General features: G+C 35.1%; 25 protein-coding genes and 3 tRNA genes. 1 reads left to right on the forward strand and 27 read right to left on the reverse strand.

Annotated elements, in window-relative coordinates:
- Positions 1–252 precede the first annotated feature (252 nt).
- The 6 genes from PGH12_RS07215 to PGH12_RS07240 form a co-directional block, all read right to left on the reverse strand.
- Complete coding sequence (locus tag PGH12_RS07215; protein WP_267597497.1) at positions 253–849, reverse strand: Crp/Fnr family transcriptional regulator; 597 nt, start codon at positions 847–849, stop codon at positions 253–255.
- Between the two features lie 522 nt (positions 850–1,371).
- Entirely contained in the window at positions 1,372–3,468 is a 2,097-nt protein-coding gene (locus PGH12_RS07220; protein ID WP_267597498.1) for a type IA DNA topoisomerase, read from the reverse strand.
- A gap of 83 nt (positions 3,469–3,551) precedes the next feature.
- Positions 3,552–5,027 (reverse strand): DUF3945 domain-containing protein, encoded by a 1,476-nt coding sequence (locus tag PGH12_RS07225; protein WP_267597499.1) that lies wholly within the window; start codon positions 5,025–5,027, stop codon positions 3,552–3,554.
- A gap of 84 nt (positions 5,028–5,111) precedes the next feature.
- Complete coding sequence (locus PGH12_RS07230) at positions 5,112–5,426, reverse strand: helix-turn-helix domain-containing protein (RefSeq protein ID WP_267597500.1); 315 nt, start codon at positions 5,424–5,426, stop codon at positions 5,112–5,114.
- A 28-nt stretch (positions 5,427–5,454) separates the two neighbouring features.
- Positions 5,455–5,715, reverse strand: coding sequence for a helix-turn-helix domain-containing protein (locus PGH12_RS07235; protein ID WP_267597501.1), 261 nt, complete (start codon positions 5,713–5,715; stop codon positions 5,455–5,457).
- Between the two features lie 643 nt (positions 5,716–6,358).
- Entirely contained in the window at positions 6,359–6,493 is a 135-nt protein-coding gene (locus tag PGH12_RS07240) for a hypothetical protein (protein WP_267597502.1), read from the reverse strand.
- Positions 6,494–7,023: 530 nt separating this feature from the next.
- Between PGH12_RS07240 and PGH12_RS07245 the strand changes: the two genes are divergently transcribed.
- On the forward strand, positions 7,024–7,467 hold the full coding sequence (locus PGH12_RS07245) for a JAB domain-containing protein (protein ID WP_267597503.1): 444 nt from the start codon (positions 7,024–7,026) through the stop codon (positions 7,465–7,467).
- A 93-nt stretch (positions 7,468–7,560) separates the two neighbouring features.
- On the opposite strand, the gene PGH12_RS07250 is transcribed toward PGH12_RS07245, so the two are convergent.
- From PGH12_RS07250 to PGH12_RS07350, 21 genes are all read right to left on the reverse strand, one after another.
- A complete protein-coding gene (locus PGH12_RS07250) occupies positions 7,561–8,808 on the reverse strand; it encodes a site-specific integrase (protein ID WP_267597504.1) in 1,248 nt (415 codons plus the stop codon).
- A gap of 529 nt (positions 8,809–9,337) precedes the next feature.
- Positions 9,338–9,411: transfer RNA gene (locus tag PGH12_RS07255), tRNA-Asp, on the reverse strand.
- A gap of 32 nt (positions 9,412–9,443) precedes the next feature.
- Positions 9,444–9,517, reverse strand: a tRNA-Asp gene (locus PGH12_RS07260).
- A 33-nt stretch (positions 9,518–9,550) separates the two neighbouring features.
- Positions 9,551–9,624, reverse strand: a tRNA-Asp gene (locus tag PGH12_RS07265).
- Between the two features lie 133 nt (positions 9,625–9,757).
- Positions 9,758–10,075: a thioredoxin gene (gene trxA / locus PGH12_RS07270; protein WP_034741495.1), complete on the reverse strand. Its 318-nt coding sequence runs from the start codon at positions 10,073–10,075 to the stop codon at positions 9,758–9,760.
- 70 nt (positions 10,076–10,145) lie between these two features.
- Positions 10,146–11,321, reverse strand: a complete 1,176-nt coding sequence (locus tag PGH12_RS07275; RefSeq protein WP_267597505.1) for a cysteine desulfurase family protein — start codon at positions 11,319–11,321, stop codon at positions 10,146–10,148.
- Between the two features lie 2 nt (positions 11,322–11,323).
- A complete protein-coding gene (locus PGH12_RS07280) occupies positions 11,324–11,782 on the reverse strand; it encodes a hypothetical protein (RefSeq protein ID WP_267597506.1) in 459 nt (152 codons plus the stop codon).
- A gap of 22 nt (positions 11,783–11,804) precedes the next feature.
- Positions 11,805–12,392 carry an HAD family hydrolase gene (locus PGH12_RS07285; RefSeq protein ID WP_267597507.1) on the reverse strand — a complete coding sequence of 196 codons (588 nt, stop codon included), beginning with the start codon at positions 12,390–12,392 and terminating at the stop codon, positions 11,805–11,807.
- A gap of 7 nt (positions 12,393–12,399) precedes the next feature.
- A complete protein-coding gene (locus tag PGH12_RS07290; protein WP_267597508.1) occupies positions 12,400–13,125 on the reverse strand; it encodes an SDR family NAD(P)-dependent oxidoreductase in 726 nt (241 codons plus the stop codon).
- Positions 13,122–14,441, reverse strand: coding sequence for an FAD-binding oxidoreductase (locus PGH12_RS07295; RefSeq protein ID WP_267597509.1), 1,320 nt, complete (start codon positions 14,439–14,441; stop codon positions 13,122–13,124). Before PGH12_RS07295 ends, PGH12_RS07290 begins: the two co-directional genes overlap by 4 nt.
- 82 nt (positions 14,442–14,523) lie before the next feature.
- Positions 14,524–15,411, reverse strand: coding sequence for a decaprenyl-phosphate phosphoribosyltransferase (locus PGH12_RS07300; protein WP_267597510.1), 888 nt, complete (start codon positions 15,409–15,411; stop codon positions 14,524–14,526).
- A 111-nt stretch (positions 15,412–15,522) separates the two neighbouring features.
- Positions 15,523–16,212, reverse strand: coding sequence for a YiaD family glycine zipper/OmpA-like lipoprotein (locus PGH12_RS07305; RefSeq protein WP_267597511.1), 690 nt, complete (start codon positions 16,210–16,212; stop codon positions 15,523–15,525).
- A 22-nt stretch (positions 16,213–16,234) separates the two neighbouring features.
- Entirely contained in the window at positions 16,235–16,726 is a 492-nt protein-coding gene (locus tag PGH12_RS07310) for a lipocalin family protein (protein WP_267597512.1), read from the reverse strand.
- 183 nt (positions 16,727–16,909) lie between these two features.
- The gene (locus tag PGH12_RS07315; RefSeq protein WP_267597513.1) at positions 16,910–18,586 is read right to left on the reverse strand and encodes a S8 family serine peptidase; all 1,677 of its coding nucleotides are present in this window, start codon (positions 18,584–18,586) and stop codon (positions 16,910–16,912) included.
- A gap of 10 nt (positions 18,587–18,596) precedes the next feature.
- Positions 18,597–19,205, reverse strand: coding sequence for a WbqC family protein (locus tag PGH12_RS07320; RefSeq protein WP_267597514.1), 609 nt, complete (start codon positions 19,203–19,205; stop codon positions 18,597–18,599).
- A gap of 67 nt (positions 19,206–19,272) precedes the next feature.
- Positions 19,273–20,928 (reverse strand): signal peptidase I, encoded by a 1,656-nt coding sequence (lepB, locus tag PGH12_RS07325; RefSeq protein ID WP_267597515.1) that lies wholly within the window; start codon positions 20,926–20,928, stop codon positions 19,273–19,275.
- Between the two features lie 109 nt (positions 20,929–21,037).
- Positions 21,038–21,739: a 4-hydroxy-tetrahydrodipicolinate reductase gene (gene dapB / locus PGH12_RS07330; protein ID WP_267597516.1), complete on the reverse strand. Its 702-nt coding sequence runs from the start codon at positions 21,737–21,739 to the stop codon at positions 21,038–21,040.
- A 32-nt stretch (positions 21,740–21,771) separates the two neighbouring features.
- On the reverse strand, positions 21,772–22,419 hold the full coding sequence (locus PGH12_RS07335) for a DUF5683 domain-containing protein (RefSeq protein WP_267597517.1): 648 nt from the start codon (positions 22,417–22,419) through the stop codon (positions 21,772–21,774).
- A complete protein-coding gene (locus PGH12_RS07340; RefSeq protein ID WP_267597518.1) occupies positions 22,420–23,310 on the reverse strand; it encodes a ParB/RepB/Spo0J family partition protein in 891 nt (296 codons plus the stop codon).
- A gap of 90 nt (positions 23,311–23,400) precedes the next feature.
- On the reverse strand, positions 23,401–24,174 hold the full coding sequence (locus PGH12_RS07345; protein WP_267597519.1) for a ParA family protein: 774 nt from the start codon (positions 24,172–24,174) through the stop codon (positions 23,401–23,403).
- A gap of 166 nt (positions 24,175–24,340) precedes the next feature.
- Positions 24,341–25,174, reverse strand: coding sequence for an energy transducer TonB (locus tag PGH12_RS07350; RefSeq protein ID WP_267597520.1), 834 nt, complete (start codon positions 25,172–25,174; stop codon positions 24,341–24,343).
- Between the last annotated feature and the right edge of the window lie 231 nt (positions 25,175–25,405).

Here is a 25,405-nt window from a genome sequence, read left to right on the forward strand (position 1 = left end):
TACTGCGGAACTCTTAATTCAAACATTATATCAATACGAGTGATAATCATATTAAAAAAATATTTGGATCAGCAGTAATTTCAGAACTGAAGATAGATTTTATGACTGAATATTTTTGCTTTAAAAAGACATTCTATGACCATATTGAGAATTATCAGAAGATTCCAGTAATCTACAGGTTGAAAAATCCATTGACCGAGTCACATCCCTAATATTAGTTCGAACTTTAACGATCTATAGAATTTTATAAAATCAAATGAAGACTTTACCGTTAATAATCTCAACTAAGTTCTCACACTCCATTATTTTAATGGTTCGTATGACAGTCTCAACCCGCAAACCTGTTAATGAAGCCAACTGCTGCCTTGTGAAGGGAACTTCAAATCTCTTAGATATTGAGTGATTATTCATTTTTTTAAAGTGGTCAATTACAGTAACTATTTTAGTACGGGGCTCACCGTAGGCGATTTTGTTAATCAGTGTCATTCTGTAAACGTCATTTTCAGAGATGTAGTGAAGAAGTCTGTACATTAAGCCTGAATAATCTTTTATGAGTTCTTTAAACTTCGTTTTAGACAGTACATAAATGTTACACTGATTTAAAGCTACTGCATTAATACTATAGTGACTCTCTGAAAATAGAAATGTTTCACCAACCGGATCACCGGCGTAGGCAAAACCATGAATAAATTGATTGTTCCCCTTTTTATCGCTTGTAAGTTTCATACATCCACTTTTAACCTGAAAATAATGGTCTGGAATTCCATCTACTGAAAATAGATGTTTATCCTTGGTAAGAGTTATTAATTCAGCGTCATATGCTGTGAGCAGCTTTTCATTAATAATCATAATATAACTTTATTTGGAAGTTTACTACAATAATGATTTATAAATATCATACGTTATAGAATAATCTAATATATAAAGTATCTGCTAGCTACAGTATGACCATAATCACGTTATAGCAAGCTATTCAAAATAGAAGAATAATTACTTAGAATACAGTTATTAAGACTGCAGGATGATAATAATCAAAATTCAAAATTACGTAAAGTAGTGACTTTAAAATTATAATTTGGGATATCATCGGCTTGACCACACCATCTAACTTTATTGATTTAATTGCATGTACAAAGCTTAGATATCTAGTTTTATACAGACAGGTTCAGGTCAAGAAAAGGGTTGGTTAGAATTCAATCTAAGCTTTATTCAATTCAGCTTTTAATATGAAAAAATCATTAATCATTATTTCACTATTGCTTTTAACAGAGATCATTGATGCACAAGCACAAATTAATCATCTAAAACAACAGAAAAATATGAACAACATATCGATGTTATAGTGATTGTCTTCTTGTATCTTATGGAAGCTTATCTGCTTCTCTTCTTTCTATCCGGAAATTCAAATTTCGTCGTTTGGTCATCTTGCAGAACGATGATGGCGTCGAATCTTTTACCACCTTTGCTTTTCATATTTTTTATGAGTGGTGTTCTACCTTGGGATATAAGTAAACTAATATCATTCACAGAGAGCTGAACACCGCAAATGGTGCGGAACTGAATCCATGAACAGGTTTCATCAGAACATTTGATGAATTTTTTATTGATGAACAAAGGGTGACTTTTACACCTTGGGCAGATCAACAAGGGTAATCTTTCCTTCGGAATGTCAGTGGCTAAAAGTTCCTCTGTAATTTGAGAAGTATATGCCCTAATCCTATGAAGAAATAGGCTTGGATCAAGGTTTCCCTGCTCGATTTCATGTAATGCAACCTCCCACTCTGCGGTCATCTGTACATTCGCAATTTTCTGATCTTTAACAAAATCATATACCTGCAATCCTTTTTGAGTCGGAATCATTCGTTTGTTTCGTCGCTCAATGTACTGTCGTTTAAGGAGGACTTCAATAATCGATGCTCGGGTAGCGGAGGTGCCAATTCCTGTATTTTGAATGGCTTTTTGTTCTTCTTCGTTTGCAATAAGTCTGCCTGCATTTTCCATTGCTGATAAAAGATCAGCTTCTGTATATAATTTTACCGGTTGAGTTTTTTTTTCCAAAATTTCCGGATTTGAAAACTTAAAAACATCTCCGATCTTTACTTGAGGAAAGTCGTTGAATTGCTCACCATTACCATGGTTTTCGTCCTCCCAGAGAATACCTCTCGCTGCTCGCCAGCCCTGCTGTTTGATGGTAACAGATTTTGATAGAAATTCATAGTGATTTACTTGTAAATTAACCTGGGTCAGCTCTTTTAGACAGTGATCAGACAGTGATTCCAAAAGACTGAACGCAATCATGTCGTAAATGGAATTTTCTTTAGCAGATAATGATGATGGAATTTTACCGGTAATTAACAAGGCGTGATGATCGGTCACCTTAAGATCATTAACTATTCGTCTGTTAAAGTTTCCAAATTTCAGATGGGAGATTCCATCTTTAAATTTTACATGATTGTTCAGGCTTCTTATGAGTTCAGGTATTTCCGGCCATATATCTTTAGGGATGTATCGGCTACCGGTTCTTGGATACGTGATGAATTTCTTTTCATACAGACTTTGAGCGATCTGTAAAGTTTCATCTGCTGAAAATCCAAGTTTGCGGTTGGCTTCTTTTTGCAAAGCAGTCAGGTCAAAAAGCAAAGGAGCAGGTTCCGTAACCGATTTGATTTGAACATCGGTCACCTCAGCTTTTCCTTCCCGCTCAATCGACTTTAAAATATGTTCAACTGATTTTTTATCTTCCCATCGATTCGAGGACTGACTCTTAAAATCAAGATAATTTATCCGATGGTATAGCTGAATCTGCCAGTATTTTTTTTCGGTGAAATTCTGATGCTCTTGAAATCTTTTGCAGATCAATGCCAAGGTGGGTGTTTGGACTCTTCCTAATGAATACACCTCATCCCCCGCTGAAATACTCAAAGCCTTAGAAGCATTAATGCCCACCAGCCAGTCAGCTTCACTTCTTGCTTTTCCGGCTTCATACAATCCGTCGAAATCTTTGCCCGGTTTTAAATTCCTGAACCCCACAGCGATTGCTTTTTCAGTTAATGAGCTGATCCAAAGTCTTTCAAATGGTTTCGTGCATTTTAAGAAATCGTAGATATACCGAAAGATGAGTTCTCCTTCCCGCCCGGCATCAGTTGCTACAATAATACTGCTGCATTGATCAAAAACTTCTTTGATCACTTTAAGTTGCTTTGTTGCCACTGGATCAAGCTGATGAGATTTTTCTTTCTTGATTTTCTTTTGGGTTAGTATGAAAGGGTCAGGAACAATGGGAAGAGATTTTTTGTGAAAAGATTTGATATTGTAATCTTCCGGCATGGCCAATGTGACCAGATGCCCCAGTGCCCATGTTATACAATAACCGTTTCCGGTCAGATAGCCGTTTTTTTGTTCCGTGACATGAAGGAGCTGGGCAATTTCTCTGGCGACACTTGGTTTTTCTGCGATGATTGCTTTCATAATATATAATGATTAATGGATAGTGATTGGTCGTAATAGTAATGGATTGATAAAATGATTATGAGCAAAGAAAATTTTAATCCTTAGACTCTGCGACCTTTTGATCGGGTTGTTTTTTTCTGCTGATCTTCCTGTTGTTTATTCACAGGCTCTTTTTGTTTAGACTGAAGTGGTTCTTTGATGTTTTTGGTCGCTTCATTCGTTTTACCGTCTGTATTTACTGCAGTCTGGGTTTTGTGATCCTCAGATGGCTTTGCCTTTTCTCTTAATTGAGTAGGATTGGTAAAGGAGAATTCTGTTTTAGCAGTCTCCTGATTAAAAGTGATGTAGCCCTGATATTCTTTTCCTTTGCTGTCTGTCAATCCGCTGATATAAACCGTTTCTCCTGCCTTGAATTTACTGTATTGCTCATGGTCAAGTTCTTTTCCTCTGAATACTTGAGGAGCTTCAGCAACTGAGGTTGGAGATTGATTCTGAGATTTTGACCGGATTTGAGTTTCTGTTTGAGTTTGACGCTTATGCTGGGTTCTGTCAAACAGAAACTCCACATATCTTTTGTCGGCATTAAACTGAACGGTAGCATTGAAAGGATCCCCTTTAGTGGAAATCATTCCTTCAATGTATAGAGGCTTTCCACCCAGCAAAGTTTGTTTCTGCTGATCATTAAGTTGGACGCCTTTGAGTTCATCAGGGATTTTGATGTATTGGGTCTTCAAAGCAATCAACTCATTGGTTAATCGGTCAACACTAATAATCGATGGAATAGGTTCGCCGGTCTTGAAATTTTGTAATTCTACTACTCTTCCCATGTTACCGGTTGTTAACAGGTTTTTCTTGTCTTGTTCTGTAAACTGGTGTCCGAAAAATGGAAAGTGCAGTTGCGGCTCCTTTCTGATGCCATGAATGGCCATCGTTACTTTTCCTTCTTCGTTCTGTTGCAGAGAAAGTCTAGCATCCAATTTGGTAATGGCGCCCTCAAAGTTGAGACTGATCGAAATGAGATCATTGGTTTTATAGCCCTTTAATAAAGGTTCTAAAATATTTAATTTTTCCAGACGCTCTTTACTGAGCCCCAAATTGGACATGGTGTCCCAATCGATCTGTTCAGGTTTGTAACGGTATTCATTGTTTGATGTGGTGGGTTCTTTTGCTTCCATTTTGGTTGTATTTTGAGTTATTTCTGTTGTATCTGTTTTTGGTAATTGTACTTCTGTAATATCAAGTGGTGAAGTGCTCTCCTTGGTTGGGTGATCTACCTTTTGTTGCAGTTCCTTGGCTTTGGCTTCTGCCTCTGCTGCCGGAACTTTAAAAAAGGAGAACTGCGTTGGATTTTTCAACTGACTGAAAAAGTTGGAAAAGAAATTTGAAAAAAGGTCACCGGATTTATCAACCCTCATAAACTGGTTTTGATTTCTTTTACTGGGAGCAACCGTTTTCAGTTGACCTTTTTCATCAATTCCGGTGACGGCCTCAATCTTCATTCTTTTCTTATTGTGAACCAATAAAATATCAGACAGTTCTTCTAAGTCGGGGATTTTCTTTGCATCTGCTTCGCTCATAATTGTTGTTTGTATTGTATGTTAATATGTGTCCGAAATTACCGGTCTTTTAGACCATTAAGTGAATTTGAGCAGCGATAGGAATCATTTGTCATCACCTTTCTCTGTAATCCGCACAGCACTGTGGAAATTGTTACGGATGAACTGATCAACATCCGATTTCTTGTAGTAGAGTTTTCCACTGATCGTATAGTACGGCAGCTTTTTATCTGACCGATATCGCTGCAATGATCTTGAGCTTATTTTTAGGAGTTGAAGGACGTCTTGGTTATCCAACAACTGTTCTCCGTCTATCTCGGTACTTTGTAATTGCTTTCTGGCAATCGACTCTTTTAGGATGTCAAATCTTTCCATAATTCTCTCCATCCATACGATAAATTCTGTTCTTTCGATATGCATCGTTTTTCCTTTTTTGTGGTTGTTATACTTATTTTGACTGCATGAGTTTCTGGATCTCGTCATGACTGTAATACAGACTTCCACCCAGCTTTTTATAGCTCAGCGTTCCATTAACCCTGTAGTTTTGCAGAGTGCCGGATGATACATTTAGAAGTTTTTTGACTTCTGAAGTTCTGAGCCATTGTTTTTGAATAGGACCTTTGTTCTCGAGTAAACTGGTGATTTCTTGGAGAAGTTCTTTTTTAAACTCCTGCAAATCTTCTTTGGTGAGTAGGGATAATGTGACCATATTTCTAAATTTTGTTGAAGCAAAGTTTATCAATGGACGGCAGATTAAATCACTACCTTTTCGGAGTACCGAGGGATTTTTTTTTAATTGTTACCATTTTGATGGTTCGGAATAGAGAGGAAATTGTACCCTATATCGGTAACAAGATCATTTTAGAAAATGGTTTTATTTTTAATTTTTTGATCAGTGAAATTGCTTTGGGCATAAATGAGAAAAAATCAAGGTATGCTACTCTACCAAAAATTAAAGTATGTAAATAAAAACCAAATCGAGCTTTGTTTTTTCTGGAAGGAGCCAGATAATAAAATACTTAAGTTTCATGATCAGATCATCAAAATAGAGGAACTTAACACCAGTGAAGTAAGCGAAGTAAGTTTTGTACAATATTAAATTATTTGGCAAAAGATGGTTCAAAAAAGATCACTTTCAAAAGAGGAAACAAGGAATTCGATTATATATTGAATTAGTAATGCTTATCAGAAAAAAATGTTAGATACTAATTGGATTTTATGATCTTATAATTATGCAGCATCATCCTCATAGGTCTTCACTGTGCCATCGAAGAACTGTATTATGATTTGTTCAGCAAGGTCAAAATCGATGATATGTTCATGATTTTCCGTACTTTGCTCATCTAATATATTCACCTCAAAAGGTTTATATTGTACAGCGGACAGTTCACCGTTGCGTTTCTTTTTCTTTCTATAACAACCTCAACGTGTTTAATCAATCCTGTATGAATAAGAAAGTCATATCTGATATCAGTCGTTATTTTCATGCTTAAATAATTTTGGGTTTTCAATAGTTCACAAATTTTAAGCCATCACTGAATTTGATTGACATTGGTATAATTCACAGTAATTTTTCCTATACACATGAATCACTGGAAGGAATCTCAAAGTTCAATTTTACATGTAAGGCTATCCGATTTTCGATAGCAAATATATTCCGTTGTCCCTTCGGAAAAAAATCTTTTTGGGTATCCGTAATCGGAGATGACAGAACCTCCGCAAAAACATTTCAAGCTTTATCAATGTTCTCTCTTATGGCTTTCAAGGAATTGATTGCAGTTTTCCTTGTGCCTGCCTGAATGGTAATCTGCATAGAAAAGTCAGAAACCTCACAAGATGCAAATGCAGTTCATTGAAATTTTGATCCCTATGATTCTCAAAGTTATAGATCATTTGATTTGGATTTACAATCAGTCGAAAAAAAAGAAAAGGTCAAAATTTCCTTCAATCTGCAATCAACAGTTTTTTTATTTAAGTGCGGGAAATATAAGTCTCTGCCGTACTCGGAGCAAAAAAGATGAAATTCAACATTGTTAACGAAATCAAATTGAGCTATTCAAGAAACGGTAATTGTGAGAAATCTATTGCATCGTCGGTTGATGCGGTAGGTATTTTCAGAGAGCATTTTGACGCTGATGAAATGGATTATAGAGAATCATTCTTTGCCCTCTATCTCAATCAAGCAAACAAAGTTTTAGGAATTAAGAAAATTTCTGAATCTGGAATCTCATCCACCTTAATCGATGTACGAATTATAATGCAGGCTGCACTTTTATGTAATGCGTCAGGAATTATTATTTCTCATAACCACCCCTCAGGGAATCTTAAACCATCGGAATGTGATATCAAAATGACAAGAAAGATTAAAGATGCTGCACAAATTCTGAATATGAATCTGTTAGACCATTTTATTTTAACCTCTGATTCACATTTTTCTTTTGCTGATCATGGAATACTGTAAATAATAGAAACCCGAAAAATTTCGGGTTTCTTCGTGCTTTACCTTTCGTTTGGTTAAGCACGAAGAAACAGAAATTTTCAATGAGGTTTTTTATTAAATATTTTTAAAGGATTTTTCCTTTCTTTCCAGTAAATTACTCAATGAATCCATCTCATCACTCACCTTTCGATCCATAATTTTAGCATAAATCTGCGTTGTTTTTATACTTTTATGTCCCAACATTTTACTTACACTTTCTATGGATACTCCGTTTGAAAGAGTTACTGTAGTCGCGAAAGTATGTCTCGCAATATGAAAGGTTAATTCTTTTGATATGCCACAGAGATCAGCTACTTCTTTCAAATAAGCATTCATTTTTTGATTGACTGGAATTGGCAATAACTTTTTTGCTCTATGACCTCCCATCGGATAATCTTTATATTTAAAAAGGATTTTTTCCGCTTTTTCTAACAAGGGTATATTTGATGCGATTTTCGTTTTCTGACGTGCAGTAAATATCCATTTTCGACCATCTATTCCTACTCCAATGTTATCTGCTGTAAGATTGCGAACATCGATAAAAGATAAACCCGTATAGCAACTGAAAACAAACATATCACGAATAATCTCCATACGCTCGATATTGAATTCTTTAAGTTCAATTTTTCTCAACTCTGCGTCATCTAAAAATTTTCTGTTAACTTCCGTGTATTTCGATTTATATCCAATCAGAGGATCTCGGTCAAGCCATTCATTAGCGAGACAGATACGGATCACCTTACTTAAATTTTTAATATACTTAACTGCAGAATTATTACTGCACGGGTTTTCTTCCTTGGTTCTTAGATAATGCTCGAAATTATTGATAAATTCGAGATTGACTTTGGAAATATCAATGTCAGATACATTATACTTGATTCTCAGGAAATTTTTTAAGTGACGATAACAGCTTTTGTATCTAACTAATGTTCCCTTCGCATATTCATTCCCTACCAACTGTTCCATCTTAAGGTTATGATCATTAAGGATTACCAGAAGCAGTTTTTTATTGTCTTCTACCCCAGTTAGCTTATTTCGGATCTCTTCAACGGATATGGTCTCTCCTGATTGAATCAGCTCGTTTTGTATAGAGTAGACTCTAGATCTTAAAATATCAAGATAGGTATTAGTTTCTCGGACATCAGCCGATCTCCCTTTAACTTTACCGGATTCAATGCACCATTTGTCGGGTTCAATAAATCTGCCGGTTGTAATTTCAAGCCTCTTCCCATCAAAGGTCACACGTAAGTGAATAGGACATAGCCCTTTTGATGAAATCTTTGATCTTTTCATTAGGAAAAGAATGGATAAATGCGTACTCATAATTAGATAATTATAGATTAAAATGAATTTTTACTATTTTTTTATCTACAAATTATTACATAAACAAAATTCTCTGTATTAAAAGGCCTTAACCTATCTCTTCTTGGCTTCAATTTTCTTTATTCGGGACCAATTTTTTGTCGATTCGAGCCCAATTTTGTCGTTGGTCCCTCGATTTTTGCTAAATTGAAAATACAAATCACTACTATATGATTAATTAAATTCAAAAATCAATAATTAAATGGTAAATAAGACTAAATTTAACACTTAATTCGGGACCAATTTTAGCTCAATTCGGGACCAATTTTGCCATAGGTCCCTCGAGATTCTGGATTTTTAAAAATATGCTCACCCAAAAGAGAAGTAAAATTTTAAAAGTCGAGGGACCAATTTTGATTTTTCGAAAACTGGTCTCGAATTAGCCCCTCCTAAATTGCTTAATATTACCTTTTAACGAAAAATTGACAAATAAAAAACCCCTTAAAACATTCGTTTTAAGGGGTTTTGATGAAATCTGAAAATCATCCTGCGATCCGGACGGGACTCGAACCCGCGACCTCCGCCGTGACAGGGCGGCATTCTAACCAGCTGAACTACCGGATCAATTTTTTTAAAGTAAATTGAGAAAACTTCTGCGATCCGGACGGGACTCGAACCCGCGACCTCCGCCGTGACAGGGCGGCATTCTAACCAGCTGAACTACCGGATCAATTTTTTTAAAGTAAATTGAGAAAACTTTTTGCGATCCGGACGGGACTCGAACCCGCGACCTCCGCCGTGACAGGGCGGCATTCTAACCAGCTGAACTACCGGATCTTTTACAGCAACTTCAGATAATATCTTCCGTTATTGTGGTTGCAAAAATACAACTTTAAAGCGAATCTGCAAGTATTTTATAAAAAAAAATGCTCCCCAAAGCGGAAAGCATTCATTATCAAAGTGATTTTTTTTATAAGTGTGCACTTAGTTTCTCTGCGATGACCTCTTTTGGCGTTACACCTACCAACTTATCTACTACCTCACCATTCTTAAAAATAAGAACTGTAGGGATATTTCTGATTCCATACTGCATAGAAATTTCCTGATTGTTGTCTACATCTACTTTTCCTACTACAGCTTTTCCTTCGAAATCTGATGCTACTTCTTCGATGATTGGTCCCAACGTTCTGCACGGTCCGCACCATACTGCCCAAAAGTCTACCAATACTGGTTTATCTGATTTTAAAACTGTTTCCTGAAACGAGCTGTCCGTAATTTCTAAAGCCATTTTTTTATCTTTTAATTATTAATATTCTGTTTAATATTGAGATCAAAATTACAATTTTTTACTGATAAGCCTATCTATGCTCAACATTTGCATTTTCTATGATTAAATCTTTTGAAATCTTTTGCAGAGCATTGACAAATATATCAATATCCTCTTTCGTCGTCATATGACTAAATGAAACTCTCAACGGAGTGCAATCATCCATCTCATCTTCAGAAAGCACCATCATCATCACCATTGAAGGTTTTGAAGCACCAGAAGAGCATGCGCTTCCCTGCGAAACGGCAATTCCTTTCATATCAAGCTGCAAACCGATCAACGGATTTTTATATGGTAATAGAATACTGATCAATGTGTACAGACTATTAGCCTGTTCAGCACTTCTTCCATTAAACTTTACGCCAGGAATTACTTCTGATACCCTATCAATTGTATATTGTTTTATATTCTGCATATGCTCTGTATACGCATCCATATTGTTAAGTGAAATCTCCAGAGCTTTACCCAAACCTACTATTCCACTCACATTTTCTGTACCCGCTCTTAAACTTCTTTCCTGCGGCCCACCAGTTATTATGCCTTTCAACCCACTTGCTTTTCTAATAAATGCAAAACCGATTCCTTTTGGGCCATGAAATTTATGTGCACTGCAAGAAGCAAAATCAACAGGAATTTCAGAGAAATCCAAATTCATGTGTGCCATTGTCTGCACCGTGTCAGAATGAAACAATGCATTATTTTCTTTGCAGATCTGAGCAACTTTTTTAATATCTATAATATTTCCGATCTCATTATTTGCGTGCATCAGACTTACCAAAGTCTTTTTATCAGAAGCTTTTAAAAGCTCTGCAAGTTTATCCAGATCAATATCTCCTTTGTCATTCGGGCGGATATATGCTACCTCAACACCCTTTCTCTTTTTCATATCAAGAATACTCTCAGAAACACATTTATGCTCCATCGGCGAGCTGATAATCCTTTCAACTCCTAAATGCTCGACAGCAGATTTGATGATCATATTATTCGATTCTGTTCCGCAAGACGTGAAAATAATTTCTGCCGGACTTACATGAAGATATTCTGCGATTTGCCTTCTCACGTTTTCGATAAGAATTTTAGCATCCTGACCAAAACTGTGTGTTGAAGAAGGATTTCCGAAATTCATTTTCATGGTCTCAACCATAGCATCAATAACTTCTGCTGAAAGAGGCGTCGTTGCAGCGTTATCTAAATATATTTTATTCATTGTTATTTTGAATATTTTAATTCTACTGAAGTAAACTGAAAATTCGAAGGAACCGAGAAAATAAACCATGGATTAGACATTACCTGAATCTCCATTCCTCCTGATTGATATTCAGGAATTTCAACAAATAAAACATTATCTTTAACAGAAATGCTTCTTATCTCTGAAACTTTGTGCTCTCCGGAATTGAAAGTTCCTAAATTATATAAAACAAACTTCTTATCTTTTCGAAAAACAGGTATCTCCATTACAGGCTGCATTCCTGCTCTTCCAAAATTTTCCGTGATCGTACTTTTAATTTCGGTCTGATCTTTTATAATTTTAAAACCAGCCTTTTCCGCTCCCCCCTGAGATTCGGAGGCTAAAATCTCCCCTTTTTTCTGCATATCTCCTGACTTTTGTGACGAGGCGTTTGTACAGCTCATGATGAGTGCCAAAAGCAACATAAGAAGTTTATTCATATCAAATATTTATCTCTCAAAATTAGTGAAAAAATTGATAATGACCTTCATTTGCCCACTTTAGCATATATTTATCTCCGGAAGTATCACCGAACGCTATGATTTTATCAAATTTAGAATCAGTAATTTCAGCTTTTATCCTTTCTAATTTCTCTTTTCCGTTGCAATTTTTACCGATAAAGTTTCCTGTAAAAACTCCATTTTTAAACTCGGCTTGAGTGGCAACGAGGTTCATTTGAAGTTTTTCGGCGAAGGGTTTTGCCCAGATATCCAGAGAAGCTGTCACAATAAGACTTGCGGTGTTTTCTCTGTCGATGTTATTGATAAAATCAAGAGCATTTTCTCTTAAAATATTAGGATAATGCTCATCGAAAAACTGTTTAGACTTTTCCTCTATTTTAGTTTGCAACTGACCTTTCAAAATTGAACCAATGAAACTCTTTTTCACTTTTTCAGTCTCAGCAAGTTTTAATTTTAATAAAATGAAAAGCGGAATATGTTTTATAAACTGCATCCGGAATCTCGACGGGTTGTAAAATTTTAGATACATAAACATCGTATCTTTATAGGTAATAGTGCCATCAAAATCAAAACAATACAATTTTTTCATCGTCTATTTACAGCTTTAATTTTTTAAAAATAAACTCAGGAATATTTCTGATAATCATCATTATAACGCCCCAAATCGGTAAAACGTATGTCACATTCTTTTGTTTTTTGAATGCGTTGTAAATACAATCTGCAGCCTGCTTTGGAGTAGCCGTTAATTTCGGATTCAGTGGTAAACCTTCCGTCATTTTCGTTGCCATAAAGCCTGGCTTTACCGTCATTACATGTACTTTTTTATCAAAAAGATAATTTCTTAATCCACTTAAATATGCAGTAAAAGCAGCTTTTGCGCTACCATATATAAAATTACTCTGCCTTCCTCTTTCGCCTGCAACCGATGAGAGACCTATAATTGTACCCGATCTTCTGCTCTCAAATTTCTGAGCAAAATAATTAATAATTGGTACAAGTTTAGAATAATTAATATCAATAATACGCTGTGTATTTTTATTGTCATAAAGACCTTCATCAGTTCCTTCACCTAAATATCCGGTTGCACAAAACAACAGACTTGAAGTGATATAATCAAAATTCTGATAGTTAATTTCTTTTGTAAGATCGAGCTCAATAATTTCAGATTCCTGTAGAAACTTCACGTCGATATGCCTCGCAAACCGCTCTGTTGTTTCTTTATTAGAGGTGAAAAGATAAATTCTTTCAAACCTCTCTCCTTCCCGCAAAGCCTTTTCTACAAAAGCCTGCGCTACTTCGGATGTACTTCCCAGAACTATCATTTCGTATTATTTAAAATTCTTTTGTGCTGTAAAGAAACAAATTTTGAGCTTTGCACATTTGTGAGATAATTTGTTAATGAAGATCTGCTCATGCTATCTTTGGTCAGATAAATTCTGCCGCCAAATGCCTCCACGATCTCGTCTAATTGATCTATCAGCTTTTTTAATTTTGAATTTACCTTAAAATCTAAGGCCAAAGTGTAGCCTTCCACCGGAAAAGAGTTGTAAGCTTCGGGATTGTCTTTTCCAAAAAGCTTCAAAACTGCTAAAAAAGATCCGTTTCCGCTATTGGCAATGGTTTCAAGGATTTTCTTCATCCCTCCTTTTCCTGTTTCTTTAGGAATAACCATTTGATATTGAATAAATCCTGATTTTCCGTAGATTTTATTCCAGTCATTCACCACATCCAGAGGATAAAAAAACGTTTCATAATCGGTAAAGTTCTTTACTTCTTTCTTCGATTGTTTTTTATAATATAAAAAATTGAAAAGTCTTACAGTTAAAGCATTTAAAACAAATCCCGGAAAATAAAACGGCACTGTTGGAGAAAATTTCTTCTTTAAAACTAACGGATTTTTATTTTTATTTTCAGGTAACTCGTAACGAAATGCATGTTCGCCTCGCATTAAAATACTTCTTCCTATATTTTTTCCTTTCTGAAGACAGTCGATCCACGCAACGGTGTACGTCCAGCTTTCACTTTCGTCAAAAAGCCTGAATATTTCATCTAGATTTTCAGCTTTGATGCTTTCCTGACGAATATATGCAGTTTCGATGTTTTTGAGTTTAAATTTAGCTGAAAGAATGATTCCTGTAAGTCCCATTCCGCCGATAGTTGCCCAAAATTTCTCCGAATTCTCTTGTCTGGAACAAATGATGATTTCACCATTCTCTACCATCAACTTAAATTCCAGAACATATTCCGAAAAACAACCTTCAGCATGATGATTTTTTCCGTGAACATCTGAAGCGATCGCGCCACCCACAGAAATAAATTTTGTACCAGGAGTTACATATAAAAAGTAGCCCTGCGGAACAGAAATCTCAAGAACTTCAGAAAGTAGCACTCCGGATTCGCATTCTATAACACCATTTAAACGATCAAAACTTATAAATTTATTTAATTTTTTTGTAGAAAATATATTTTCACCCAATGAAGCATCGCCATAACATCTACCGTTTCCTCTTGCAATGACTTCATTATGATCCAGCACAAACTCCTTTATTTTTCTGAAGCTGTCTTCTGACCTCATTTCTTTTTCCACAATCGGAAAATTGCCCCAATTGGTCACTTTTTGTATGAAATTTGGCTTCATCTGTTGTTTTGTATTTTTGTTATTTCAGATGAAATTCCCACATAACTTTCCTTGACGATTATCTTTTTCAGTCTGCGTAATTTCATTTTTTAAAATAAATAAGAATTAAAAATGCGGCAACCCAAAGCACTAAGGTAACCTGAATATAACGATCTCTATACACAATTTTTGTTGGAGATTCGGTTCTGTTGTAAACCAATGTCTGCTGCAAATATCTTAAAAAAGCAAAAACGACAAATATTACGGTGTAAAAAACGGCCTTATGTAGTTTTAGCTGAATCTCAGGAGACAATGTAAACATGAGGTAACAAACGATTGCCAGCGTTACTGAGATAGAAAGTGCAATATCTGCAAACTGTACATTGTACCCATCAAGAGCTTTTCTTGTTTTCCCCGAAACCTGAGCGTTAATTAACTCCCCTCTTCTTTTACCGATCGCTAAAACTAAAGCTAGAACGAAAGTAAGTAATGTCGCCCATTGTGAAATAAAAATACCCGTAATATATCCGCCGGCCTGAACTCGCAGTACAAAACCAGTAGCTATAATAAAGATATCAATAATCGGAACGTGCTTTAGCTTAAAGGTATATGCAAGATTTAATATAAAATAAATCCCAATGATTGTCGCAAATTTCCAGAGAATTTCGTTAAAATAAAACTGAGCGAAGAAGATTAAAGCGATGTCGATAACAACAAGAATTCCTAAAATTGATAGTGCTTTAGATTTTGATATGGCGCCGCTTGCCATTGGTCGTCTCCTTTTTTCCGGATGTTGCCTATCTGCTTCTATATCATTATAATCATTAAGAATGTAAACAATACTGGCTGCAAGCGAGAAAATAATGAATGCGAAAATGCTTTTGCTCAGTAAATCTAAATTTTTAATATTACCTGAAAAGAACAAAGGCACAAAAACAAAAAGGTTTTTAACCCATTGTTCTACGCGAAGTAATTTTAGATATTTTTTCATTTATGTTATTTCAAATGCAAAAATAGTGAATTTTATGTAAAAAAATGTTGCCTATAAATACAAAAAAAACCGCCTCGGCGGTTTTTAATAATAATATTTGTATGTTAATGATTATTGTCCTTGTTGAGCGTCATTAATCATTTTTTCGTTTGCGGTAATCGCAAATTCTACTCTTCTGTTTTTCGCACGACCGGCATCGGTATCATTTGACGCAACTGGCATCGCTTCACCTTCACCTAATGCAAAAAGTCTGTTTGAAGAAATTCCTTTAGATATTAAATATGATCTTACAGAATTTGCTCTTCTTTCAGAAAGTTTTTGATTATAATCATCACTACCTTTACTGTCTGTATGACCGTAGATATTGATATTTGTGTCCGGATTATTAACCAAAATAGTATTTAGTTTATCAAGATTAGTTTTTGCTAAAGAAGTAAGATCTGAAGAATCGAATGCGAATGTTACGATGCTTTCATTTAAAGTAATTTTAATACCGTCACCTACTCTTTCTACTTCAGCTCCCGGTAAAGTTTCTTTAATCTCTTTAGCCTGCTTATCCATCTTATTTCCGATAACATTACCTGCAACACCACCGATAACTCCACCTAAAACAGCACCTAACGCTGCATTTTTACCTTTCCCTACGTTATTTCCCAAAATACCACCCAATACTGCACCAGAAGCAACTCCTACTGCGGTACCTCTTTGCTGATGATTAGAATTTTGTACAGCCTCACAACTTGTAAGTAATAATGCTGATGATAAGAAAAATGCTGATATATATGTTTTATTAAATTTCATAATGTTTATTTTATTGTTTAAATTATTTCACTCCGGTTCTTTCGAAATTGTAAACCACTCTCACGGTGCTTCCGTCAAATGGTACATTTTGTTCTAAAGCAAACTGATCTGTAGTCATATTGATGACATTCATTGTATAACCAGCCGTATTTTGTTTAGCTTTAGTACCGTCCTGAATTTTTTTGAACATAAAGGTATTGCCTCCTTTTACTTCGAATTTTATTGGTTGCGTGAGTGCCGGACAGCTTCCACCACCATTTAGTGTGTATGCTCCTGTATAATTATTCGGAATAAATCTCCAATGACTGCCCACAAAACACTGAGCATCTGCTCCCTCATCAAAAGGTTTTATTTTGTACTGTTTATCGTATTCGATGCTAACAATCTGAAAGTCGCCTTTCATCTTCAAAAATTCTGATCTGTTATTCTGTGCGTCTCCTGCTTTTTTAACTGAGGAACAAGATACTGCGAAAAGTGATGTTCCCAACATCCCTGCAAGTACTAAATTTTTCATATTGTATATTTTTTTGTAATATAAAAACTGATTTGAGAATTGATTAAATATGCCAAATCATGGATTTTTATATTGTTGTTTATTATTCTTAAAGTTAATACAAAAAACCGTGCCAAATTAAAATAACCACAAATAAAAGCCCGAATATATCGGGCTTCCATTTCAATCAATAAAAAAATGATTTTATTTTTTTGCTTTTTTTGTTTTTGTAGATTTCTTCACCTTTGTCGTTTTTCCATCGTAGAAGTTAGTAAAAGCATACTCAGCCGCTTTTCTCACATCAATAACTCCTCCAGCCTGAGACTTTTCACCAAATTCGTTTTCTGTACTCGCATTGCTCGTCTTCACCAAAGCCTCAATGATTTGTGCCGGCTTCAGATTTGGCATATACGCTAACAATACTGCAGCGGCACCTGCAACAACTGGTGATGCCATTGATGTACCCTGAAGGTATCTATATTCATTTTTTGGAACGGTAGAATAAATTTGATCTCCTGGAGCAAAAACATTTACCATTTTTTTGTTGTAGTTAGAGAATCCTGCTCTTAAAGCATCATTCTTGTTTGTACTTGCTCCAACAACTAAAACATTGTTTACAAAAGGAGCTGCATCACTTATATTCTTAAAATTTGTAGGATATGCTAAATGTTCTGCAACATCTTCATTTTCATTCCCCGCAGCTTTCACAAGAAGAACGCCTTTATCTTCGGCATATTTAAATGCATCCCAAACAACATTTTTACCCGGAGAAACAGGTTTACCAAAGCTCATATTTAAGACCTTTGCGCCATTATCAACTGCATATTTTATTGCATTAGCAACGTCTTTATCTCTCTCATCACCATTTGGAACAGTTCTTACAGACATTATTTTCGCAACTTTAGAAGCCACTCCATATTGAATTTCTTTTCCTTGAGGAGCTCCTGCTATAATTCCCGCAACGTGAGTCCCGTGCATTGCATCCGGACCTTCATAATGGTTGTTTCCGTAATTTTTCTCTGAGTAGTCATCGTAATTATCACCAACAATTTCCTTTCTAGGATCATAAGTGATGTCATACTGTTTTGAAGAAGGTCCGGTCTCATCGATCGCTTCCTTCATTTGCGCTCTCATTGCTTTTTCAAAATCTGATGATGATTTCCCCGCGAATTCAGGACTTCTGGAAACCTGGGTCAGAATATTTAGAGCAATTGCATCTTTCTGATCTGTAGGGGTTTTGATTGCTGCAATATTTTCGGGAGTTACAGATTTTCCACCTAATAATTTTACCATATTAGGAATAAGCTCTGTAATCATTGTATAAGTCTGAAAACCCTGTTTAGCTTCTACACTTTTTTTAGAATAAATCTCTTTAGACTTCATGTACATTGCAAATTCTTCCGGCATTTTGGCCTGATTTGCTTTGTTTTTTGTAGAATCATCGCCTTCAAAAATTGGTTTATATTTAGCCACAACTCTTGTTACTTCCATGTTGTCTACATCAATATCACCATTTTTACCACCTATAAAATTCCAACCGTGAATGTCATCAATATATCCGTTTCCGTCATCATCTTTTCCGTTACCCGGAACCTCATTCGGGTTAGACCACATATTTTTTACAAGACCAGGATGATCAACCTGAACTCCACTGTCTAAAACACCCACTACAACTGTTTTAGGCTTCAGACCTTTTGATTCAAGATATTGATACGCGTTTGCTGTATTTACTCCATAAACCTTAGATGTAGCAAAATCTTTATGATACCACGTCATAAGATCTTTATCTTCTTTCGGATCAAGAGCCGCAGCCTTTGCATCCTGTGCGTAAGTAGAACTGAATCCTGCTAAAAAGACAGCAGCTAATACTATTTTCTTCATTATATAAGAATTATTTAATATTTTTAAGATAAGTCACAGATTCCGGTCCTTTGTTACAAACAAGATCTATTATTGATAAATCTTTTAAGAAACCATATTTATCTGTAAATGTTTGATAATATTCTTCCATTTGAAATTCTGTCCGTATTTTCGTAGAAAATTTTTCTCGAAAATTAATCTCAGAAGGATTTCTGATGTACTCTTCATTCAAAGATTGTGCCTTTTCGACTTTTAAGATCTTTTGAATAATATCTATACTTTTCAAATTAAAATCTAAAAGATATTTTTCTTTTTTCTCATAAAGAATTTCAAATTTATCTTCATAATATTCAAAGTATGCCGAACCTTGATACACATTTTTTATAGATTTCCAATGAATTTTCAGCCAGTCTTCTCTGTAAGAAATTTCAATATCTTTCATTTCCCTTTTTCCTGTATGATTGATAGGAATAATAAGCGACAGCTTACCGTTAGCTCCGTAAATATTGGTTCTGTTTCTGTAGGTTTGTTTCGGAAAACTTTCGTATTGCTCAAAAACAACGTCATTTTCAGGATCTAAAAAAACTGAAAACCATGAGATTGGTGGTAAATAAAATACCGGTAATAATACTTTCTTCATTGTTATTATATATAAAAATGAAGTACTTTTTCAAATACTTCATTTTATTTTTATTCTACAAATTTAGTTATAAATCTTCTTCTGACTTTTTCTTTCCGAAAAGTTTAACAAAATACTCCCAGCCAAAGAAAAGTACAAGAATCATAGCTGCGATCCACCAATAAGAAGTTTTGTTGGCTTCACCAGTATTTGTTGCTTTGAACATTCTATCCCAACGAATTTTAAATGGCGCCTGGTAAGAAGAGCTTGAATCTTTAAATGCTCCCTGAACGCTCATCCATGTAAACATCGGCTTTCCAACAATATTTTCTTCAGGAACAAAACCGAAAAATCTCGCATCTAATGAAGCATCTCTATTGTCTCCCACCATCATATAGTAATCCTGCTGAATTGTATATTGATTGGTTTCCTTTCCGTTGATGAATATCTTACCGTTTTTGTTTTCAAGTTTGTTGTGCTCATACTCGGAAATTATCCATTGATATTCTGGTAATGTTTCCTGATTAACAGCCACTATATCTCCTTTCTTAGGAATTTTCAGCGGACCATAAAAATCCTGATTCCAAGGTTTGTTGATTGGGAAAATAGATTGCGTGGTATCTATACTTTTCGTGTAAGCATTTTTTTCAGCGTTCAATTTATGAGAAACCGTTCCGGAGTCTTTTGGAAAGATATTTTCTTTCATATCAACAACGTTGGGCAAAGCTTTTATATCTTTTGCTGTCTTATCCGTCAAACCTTGAAATATGTATTCAAAACCAGTGTTGGTTTGATTTTCTCTTACAGGTAAGAATCCGAACGTATTGTATAAAGCAGGAATATCTAGCTGAGTTCCTGTATTTACGGTGTAAGAATGCTGAACTTCCTGATCGCCCAAAACAGTCTCAGGTTTACCATTCACAAAAAGTCTTCCGTTTCTCATTTCGAAAGTATCTCCTGCAACAGCAACCAATCTTTTTACATAAGGATCTCTTCTGTCGATTGATGTATGTACAGAATCTCGAGGATAGTTGAAAACTACAACATCATTTCGTTGAGGCTTATTAAACTGAAATATTCTTTCATAAGGCAATTTTACAGCTTCTACATAAGATTTCGGATCGTCTTTCGGATTTCCCTTTTCTCCTGTATCAAGAATGGTACCTTGTAAAAAAGGAATTGCTAAAGGGCGCATCGGTAGTCGGTAACCGTAGCTCCATTTATTGACAAATAAGAAATCACCTACCAAAAGCGTTCTTTCCATCGAACCGGTAGGAATTCCAAAAGGCTGTGTGAAAAAAACATGAATGATTGTTGCAAAAACAACTGCAAAAGTAATAGAACCTGCAAAAGTATCTTTCTTTCTTGAGTTTTTTTCTTCTTCAGTTAAATATAAATCGTTTTCATCTTCTATTTCAGCATCTTTAGAATAATTAACTGTCGCCATGTAGATGAAAGGAAGAACAACCGTTAGAAATTGATCTTTAAATAGAGTTTTTCCAAATTTTCTCATTAAATATAAATGAAAAACAGACATCATGATGGGACCAACGATCGGCAAATACGATAAAATCGACCACCATTTAGGATGTTTTGTTTCTTTTAAAATAACGAAATAATTGTAAAAAGGTACAAAAGCCAATATCGGACTATACCCCATTTTTTTGAACAGCTCCCAAGTGGAAATCCCCATCAATACTGATAAAACGAGAACATAAACTGCGTACGTTAAAAAATAATTCATAAATTTTTGTGCCTAATCTGTAATATAAGTAAAGAATAATTTGTAATGAAAATTGAGTCATCTACAAATTTCTATTATTAGTTTGCAAAGTTGATGTTTTGTTACAAAATTAAAGTCCCAAAACGTTTTTCATTGTAAAATTTCCCTTTTTACCTTTAATCCATTCTGCAGCAACCACTGCTCCTAAAGCGAAACCATTTCTATTGTACGCCGTGTGTTTTATCTCAATTTCATCAACTTCACTTCTGTAAAAAACACTGTGCGTTCCCGGAACTTCGTCTTCACGAATGGCAAAAATCCCCAACTCTTTATCCTGAGTTTCTTCAAGTTTCCATGCGTCGAATTTCGGATTATGATTTATAATTCCTTCCGCCAAAGATATAGCAGTGCCGCTTGGCGCATCTAATTTGTGAATGTGATGAATTTCTTCTAACTGACAAGAATATTCGTTAACATTTTTCATCAGATCTGCCAGCTTTTCATTTAAAGCAAAAAATAAATTCACTCCCAAACTAAAATTTGAACCGTATAAAAATGCTGTACCGTTCTGAACAGCAATATTTTCAATCTCAGTTTTTCTTTCGAGCCAACCTGTGGTTCCGCAAATTACAGGAATTTTATTTTCTAAACAGGTTTTAATATTATTAAATGCTACTTCGGGAAGAGAAAATTCGATAACTACATCCGGATTATTGAGGTTTTCTGCAGTTGGCGTTTCTTTTAAACGGGCAACAATTTCATGACCTCTTTTGGTGGCAATTTCATCAATAATTTTGCCCATTTTCCCATATCCGACTAATGCTATTTTCATGGTAGCTATTTAATTATTACTTCAAAAACTTTTTAAAATTTGAAATTTAAACTCAATCCTGTTTTTGGAGGAGTATTTCCGAAATCATCATAAATGACAGCCGGCGCAAAAGTAAGATCAGGATCTTTACGCCCTTCATATAAATGTGCATCTACAACAGCGTCAACAATATTCAAAATATAGATCAATCCACTGATTGCAATTGCATAATCTCTCTGCCTTTTTGATCTGTCTTGCGCATTTGCTAATGCAATTTTGTCCAGATAAGGTCTTTGATCTATAAACTCATTCGGCGTTCCGTTGAGCTTTGCGATGTAATATTCTCTGTATTTTTTATACTGATTTTGATTCCAAAGTGCAATTCCCACTCCGGCTCCTACAGCTCCCCAAACGATCGGGATTTTCCAATATTTTTTATTGTAAAACTGTCCTAATCCGGGCAAAACGGCAGAATATAAACCCGCTTTGGTAGGATTTAATTTAGTCACAATAATTTTTGACGGTGCATTTGCTTTCTCTATTGTTTCAACAATAGATGTCTCAGGAATTTTATTGAGCATTGCGCTGTCACTCGCGACAGTTTCCACTTTGGTCTCAGTAATTACACTGTCACGCGGAATCACCTGCGAAAAAGCGATCGCAGAAAGACAAAGTAAAAATGTGAAAAATACTTTTTTCATTTATTTAATATGAGATAAAATATACTCCAGTTCGTCTTCATTTTTGAAATCGAGTACAATTTTACCTTTTTTACCGTTTCCGGTGGTTTTAATTTCAACTTTTACATCCAAAAGATCAGAAATAGTTTTCTGTGCTCTTTTGTAATTATTAGAAAGTTCGGTTTTCACCGCTTTTGCAGCCAGTGATTTTGGATTTTTGAGAGCCGTGGCAGCTTGCTCGGCCTGGCGAACATTCAATTTATCTTTTATAATTAAATCAAATAAAATCTGCTGAAGCTCTTCATTATCCATACTGATAATCGCTCTTCCGTGCCCTGCAGAAATCTCACCGCTTCTGATCGCATTCTGAATATCCGGACTCAATCTTAACAATCTGATAGAATTGGTAATTGTACTTCTGTCTTTACCAACTCTTTGGCTTAGATTTTCCTGAGTCATGCCGATCTCGTCTAAAAGTCTCTGATACGTCAACGCAATCTCAATAGAATCAAGATCTTCACGCTGAATATTTTCAACTAGAGCCATTTCAAGCAATTCCTGATCGTTAACCAGACGAATGTATGCCGGAATAGAAGTTAAACCTGCAATTTTACTCGCTCTGAAACGTCTTTCTCCAGAGATAATCTCAAAATTCTCACCTTCCTTTCTTAGGGTAATCGGCTGAATTACTCCTAAATTTTTTATAGACTGTGCAAGCTCGTTTAATGCTTTTTCGTCAAAATAAGTTCTTGGCTGAGTGGGATTCGGATAAATATCTTCAATTGAAACTTCTACGATATTTCCTACAAATTTATCTGCGCCTTCATCTGTTGCAGAGTTTACAGTAGCTTTGGATTCTGCACTAAGAATAGCACCCAAACCTCGTCCCATCGCTCTTTTTTTGTCTTTCATATTGCAAATTGCAATTAGCTAATAGCTTCTTGCTTTAATGTGTTAATAATTATTTGCAATCAGCCAAAAGCCAATTGCTATAAGTTATTTTTAATTTTTAACTAAATTTTCGTTCTTCAACAGCACTTCTTCAGCCAACTGAAGATATTGAATTGCGCCTTTGCTTTCTGCATCGTAGTTCAAAATGCTTTCTCCGAAACTTGGTGCCTCGCTAAGCCTTACATTTCTGCTGATGATGGTCTCAAAAACCATTTCCGGAAAGTGAGAATTTACCTCTTCTACAACCTGATTAGACAATCTCAATCTGCTGTCGTACATGGTCAGCAGTAAACCTTCGATATCCAAATCTTTGTTGTGAATTTTCTGAACGTTTTTGATTGTATTTAAAAGTTTCCCCAAACCTTCCAAAGCAAAATATTCGCACTGAATAGGAATAATCACCGAATCGGCTGCAGTAAGAGCATTAATGGTAATTAAACCCAAACTCGGTGCGCAATCAATGATGATATAATCGTAATCTGCTCTTACAGATTCCAATGCTTTTTTCAGCATGTATTCACGATTGTCTTTATCTACCAATTCAATTTCTGCGGCAACCAAATCAATATGAGAAGGAACGATGTCTAAATTCGGAGTTGTCGTTTTCTGTATACAATTTTTTGTTTCTACGCTGTGCTCCAACAGATTATATGTAGAATACTGCACCTCTTCTACCCCAAGACCAGATGTCGCATTAGCCTGCGGATCTGCATCTATAATTAATATTTTCTTCTCCAATACCCCTAATGCTGCGGCTAAGTTTACAGCGGTAGTAGTTTTTCCTACACCTCCTTTTTGATTAGCGATACCTATGATTTTTGCCATTGCTTGAACTTTAAGTTTCAAAAATACACTTTTTTCTCTGCTTTCAAGGAACTGGTAAATCGAAAGATGAGTTAAAATATTGTTAATAAGGATTTTAGATATTAAAAAAATTATCCACAAAATATAGTATTTTGTGGATAAGTGAAAAGATTTGATTTGAATATATTTAATTGTCGAACTTCATCGAAATCGGAAATTTAAAATAACTTCTTACAGGTTCTCCTTTTTTATTCTTTCCAGGAATCCATTTTCCTTTAACGGCTTTAATTGTTCTTAAAGCTTCTGCATTGAAATCCGAATCTCTTCCATCTGCTTTGATTCCGGAAATCGTTCCGTCTTTTTCAACAATAAAAGTTACTGTAGTTTTCATCACATCATCTGAAGAAAAACCAGAACCATCAAACTTATTCATCACTTTATTTCTGAAGGATTCAATACCGCTTTCAAAATTTGCAGAAACACTCAATTCTGTCTCAATTTTAAGAGGATCTTCTACTGGAATAGAAGGAATTATTTTTGGTGCAGTAAATTTTCCAGGTCCAGAATCTGCACTAATTGGTATATAAACATCTGGAGTAGCAGGCTTTGCTTCGAAATCATTTTTGAATCCTGCAACCGCATCTTTAGGAATATCTTTCACAATTTTACTTTCATTAGCATTTCTTGTCGGAGTAACAACCGTTGCATCATATTGCTTCACTCGCTCTGGTTGAACTACTGGTTTAACCGGCTGAACTTTCACCGGAGGCAATTCAACTTCCACGATATCCTTTAAAATGAACGGAGGAGGATTTTCTATAATTCCATCCGTTGTTTTAAACGCCGAAATTACCATCGGTGTAAGCGAAATTGCAGCCAATAAACTAACACCTATAAAAAGTGCTTTGGTTAGAATTCTGTCTGATTCATTTCTTAAAACATAAGCACCGTATTGCTTGTTGCGGCCTTCGAAGAGGATTTCATTAAAACGAAAATCCTGATTGGTTTGTAGGTGTTTCATCACGATAAAAAAATTAAAATTGTTAATATATTGTAATTATTAGTTTTCTATACAGTTTCTATTAATCATTGAAACAATATCAAAATATTTGCCAAAAAATTATTAAAACAAGAAGATTTAACAAATAATAGTGTTAAAATAAAAATTTAACTATGTAAGAAATAATATTATCGTGATATTCAGGAACTCTATATCCATAACAAAAAAATCCCGCTACGAAAGCGGGATTTT

This window comes from Chryseobacterium sp. CY350, from assembly GCF_027945075.1.
In the GTDB taxonomy this organism is placed as follows: domain Bacteria; phylum Bacteroidota; class Bacteroidia; order Flavobacteriales; family Weeksellaceae; genus Chryseobacterium.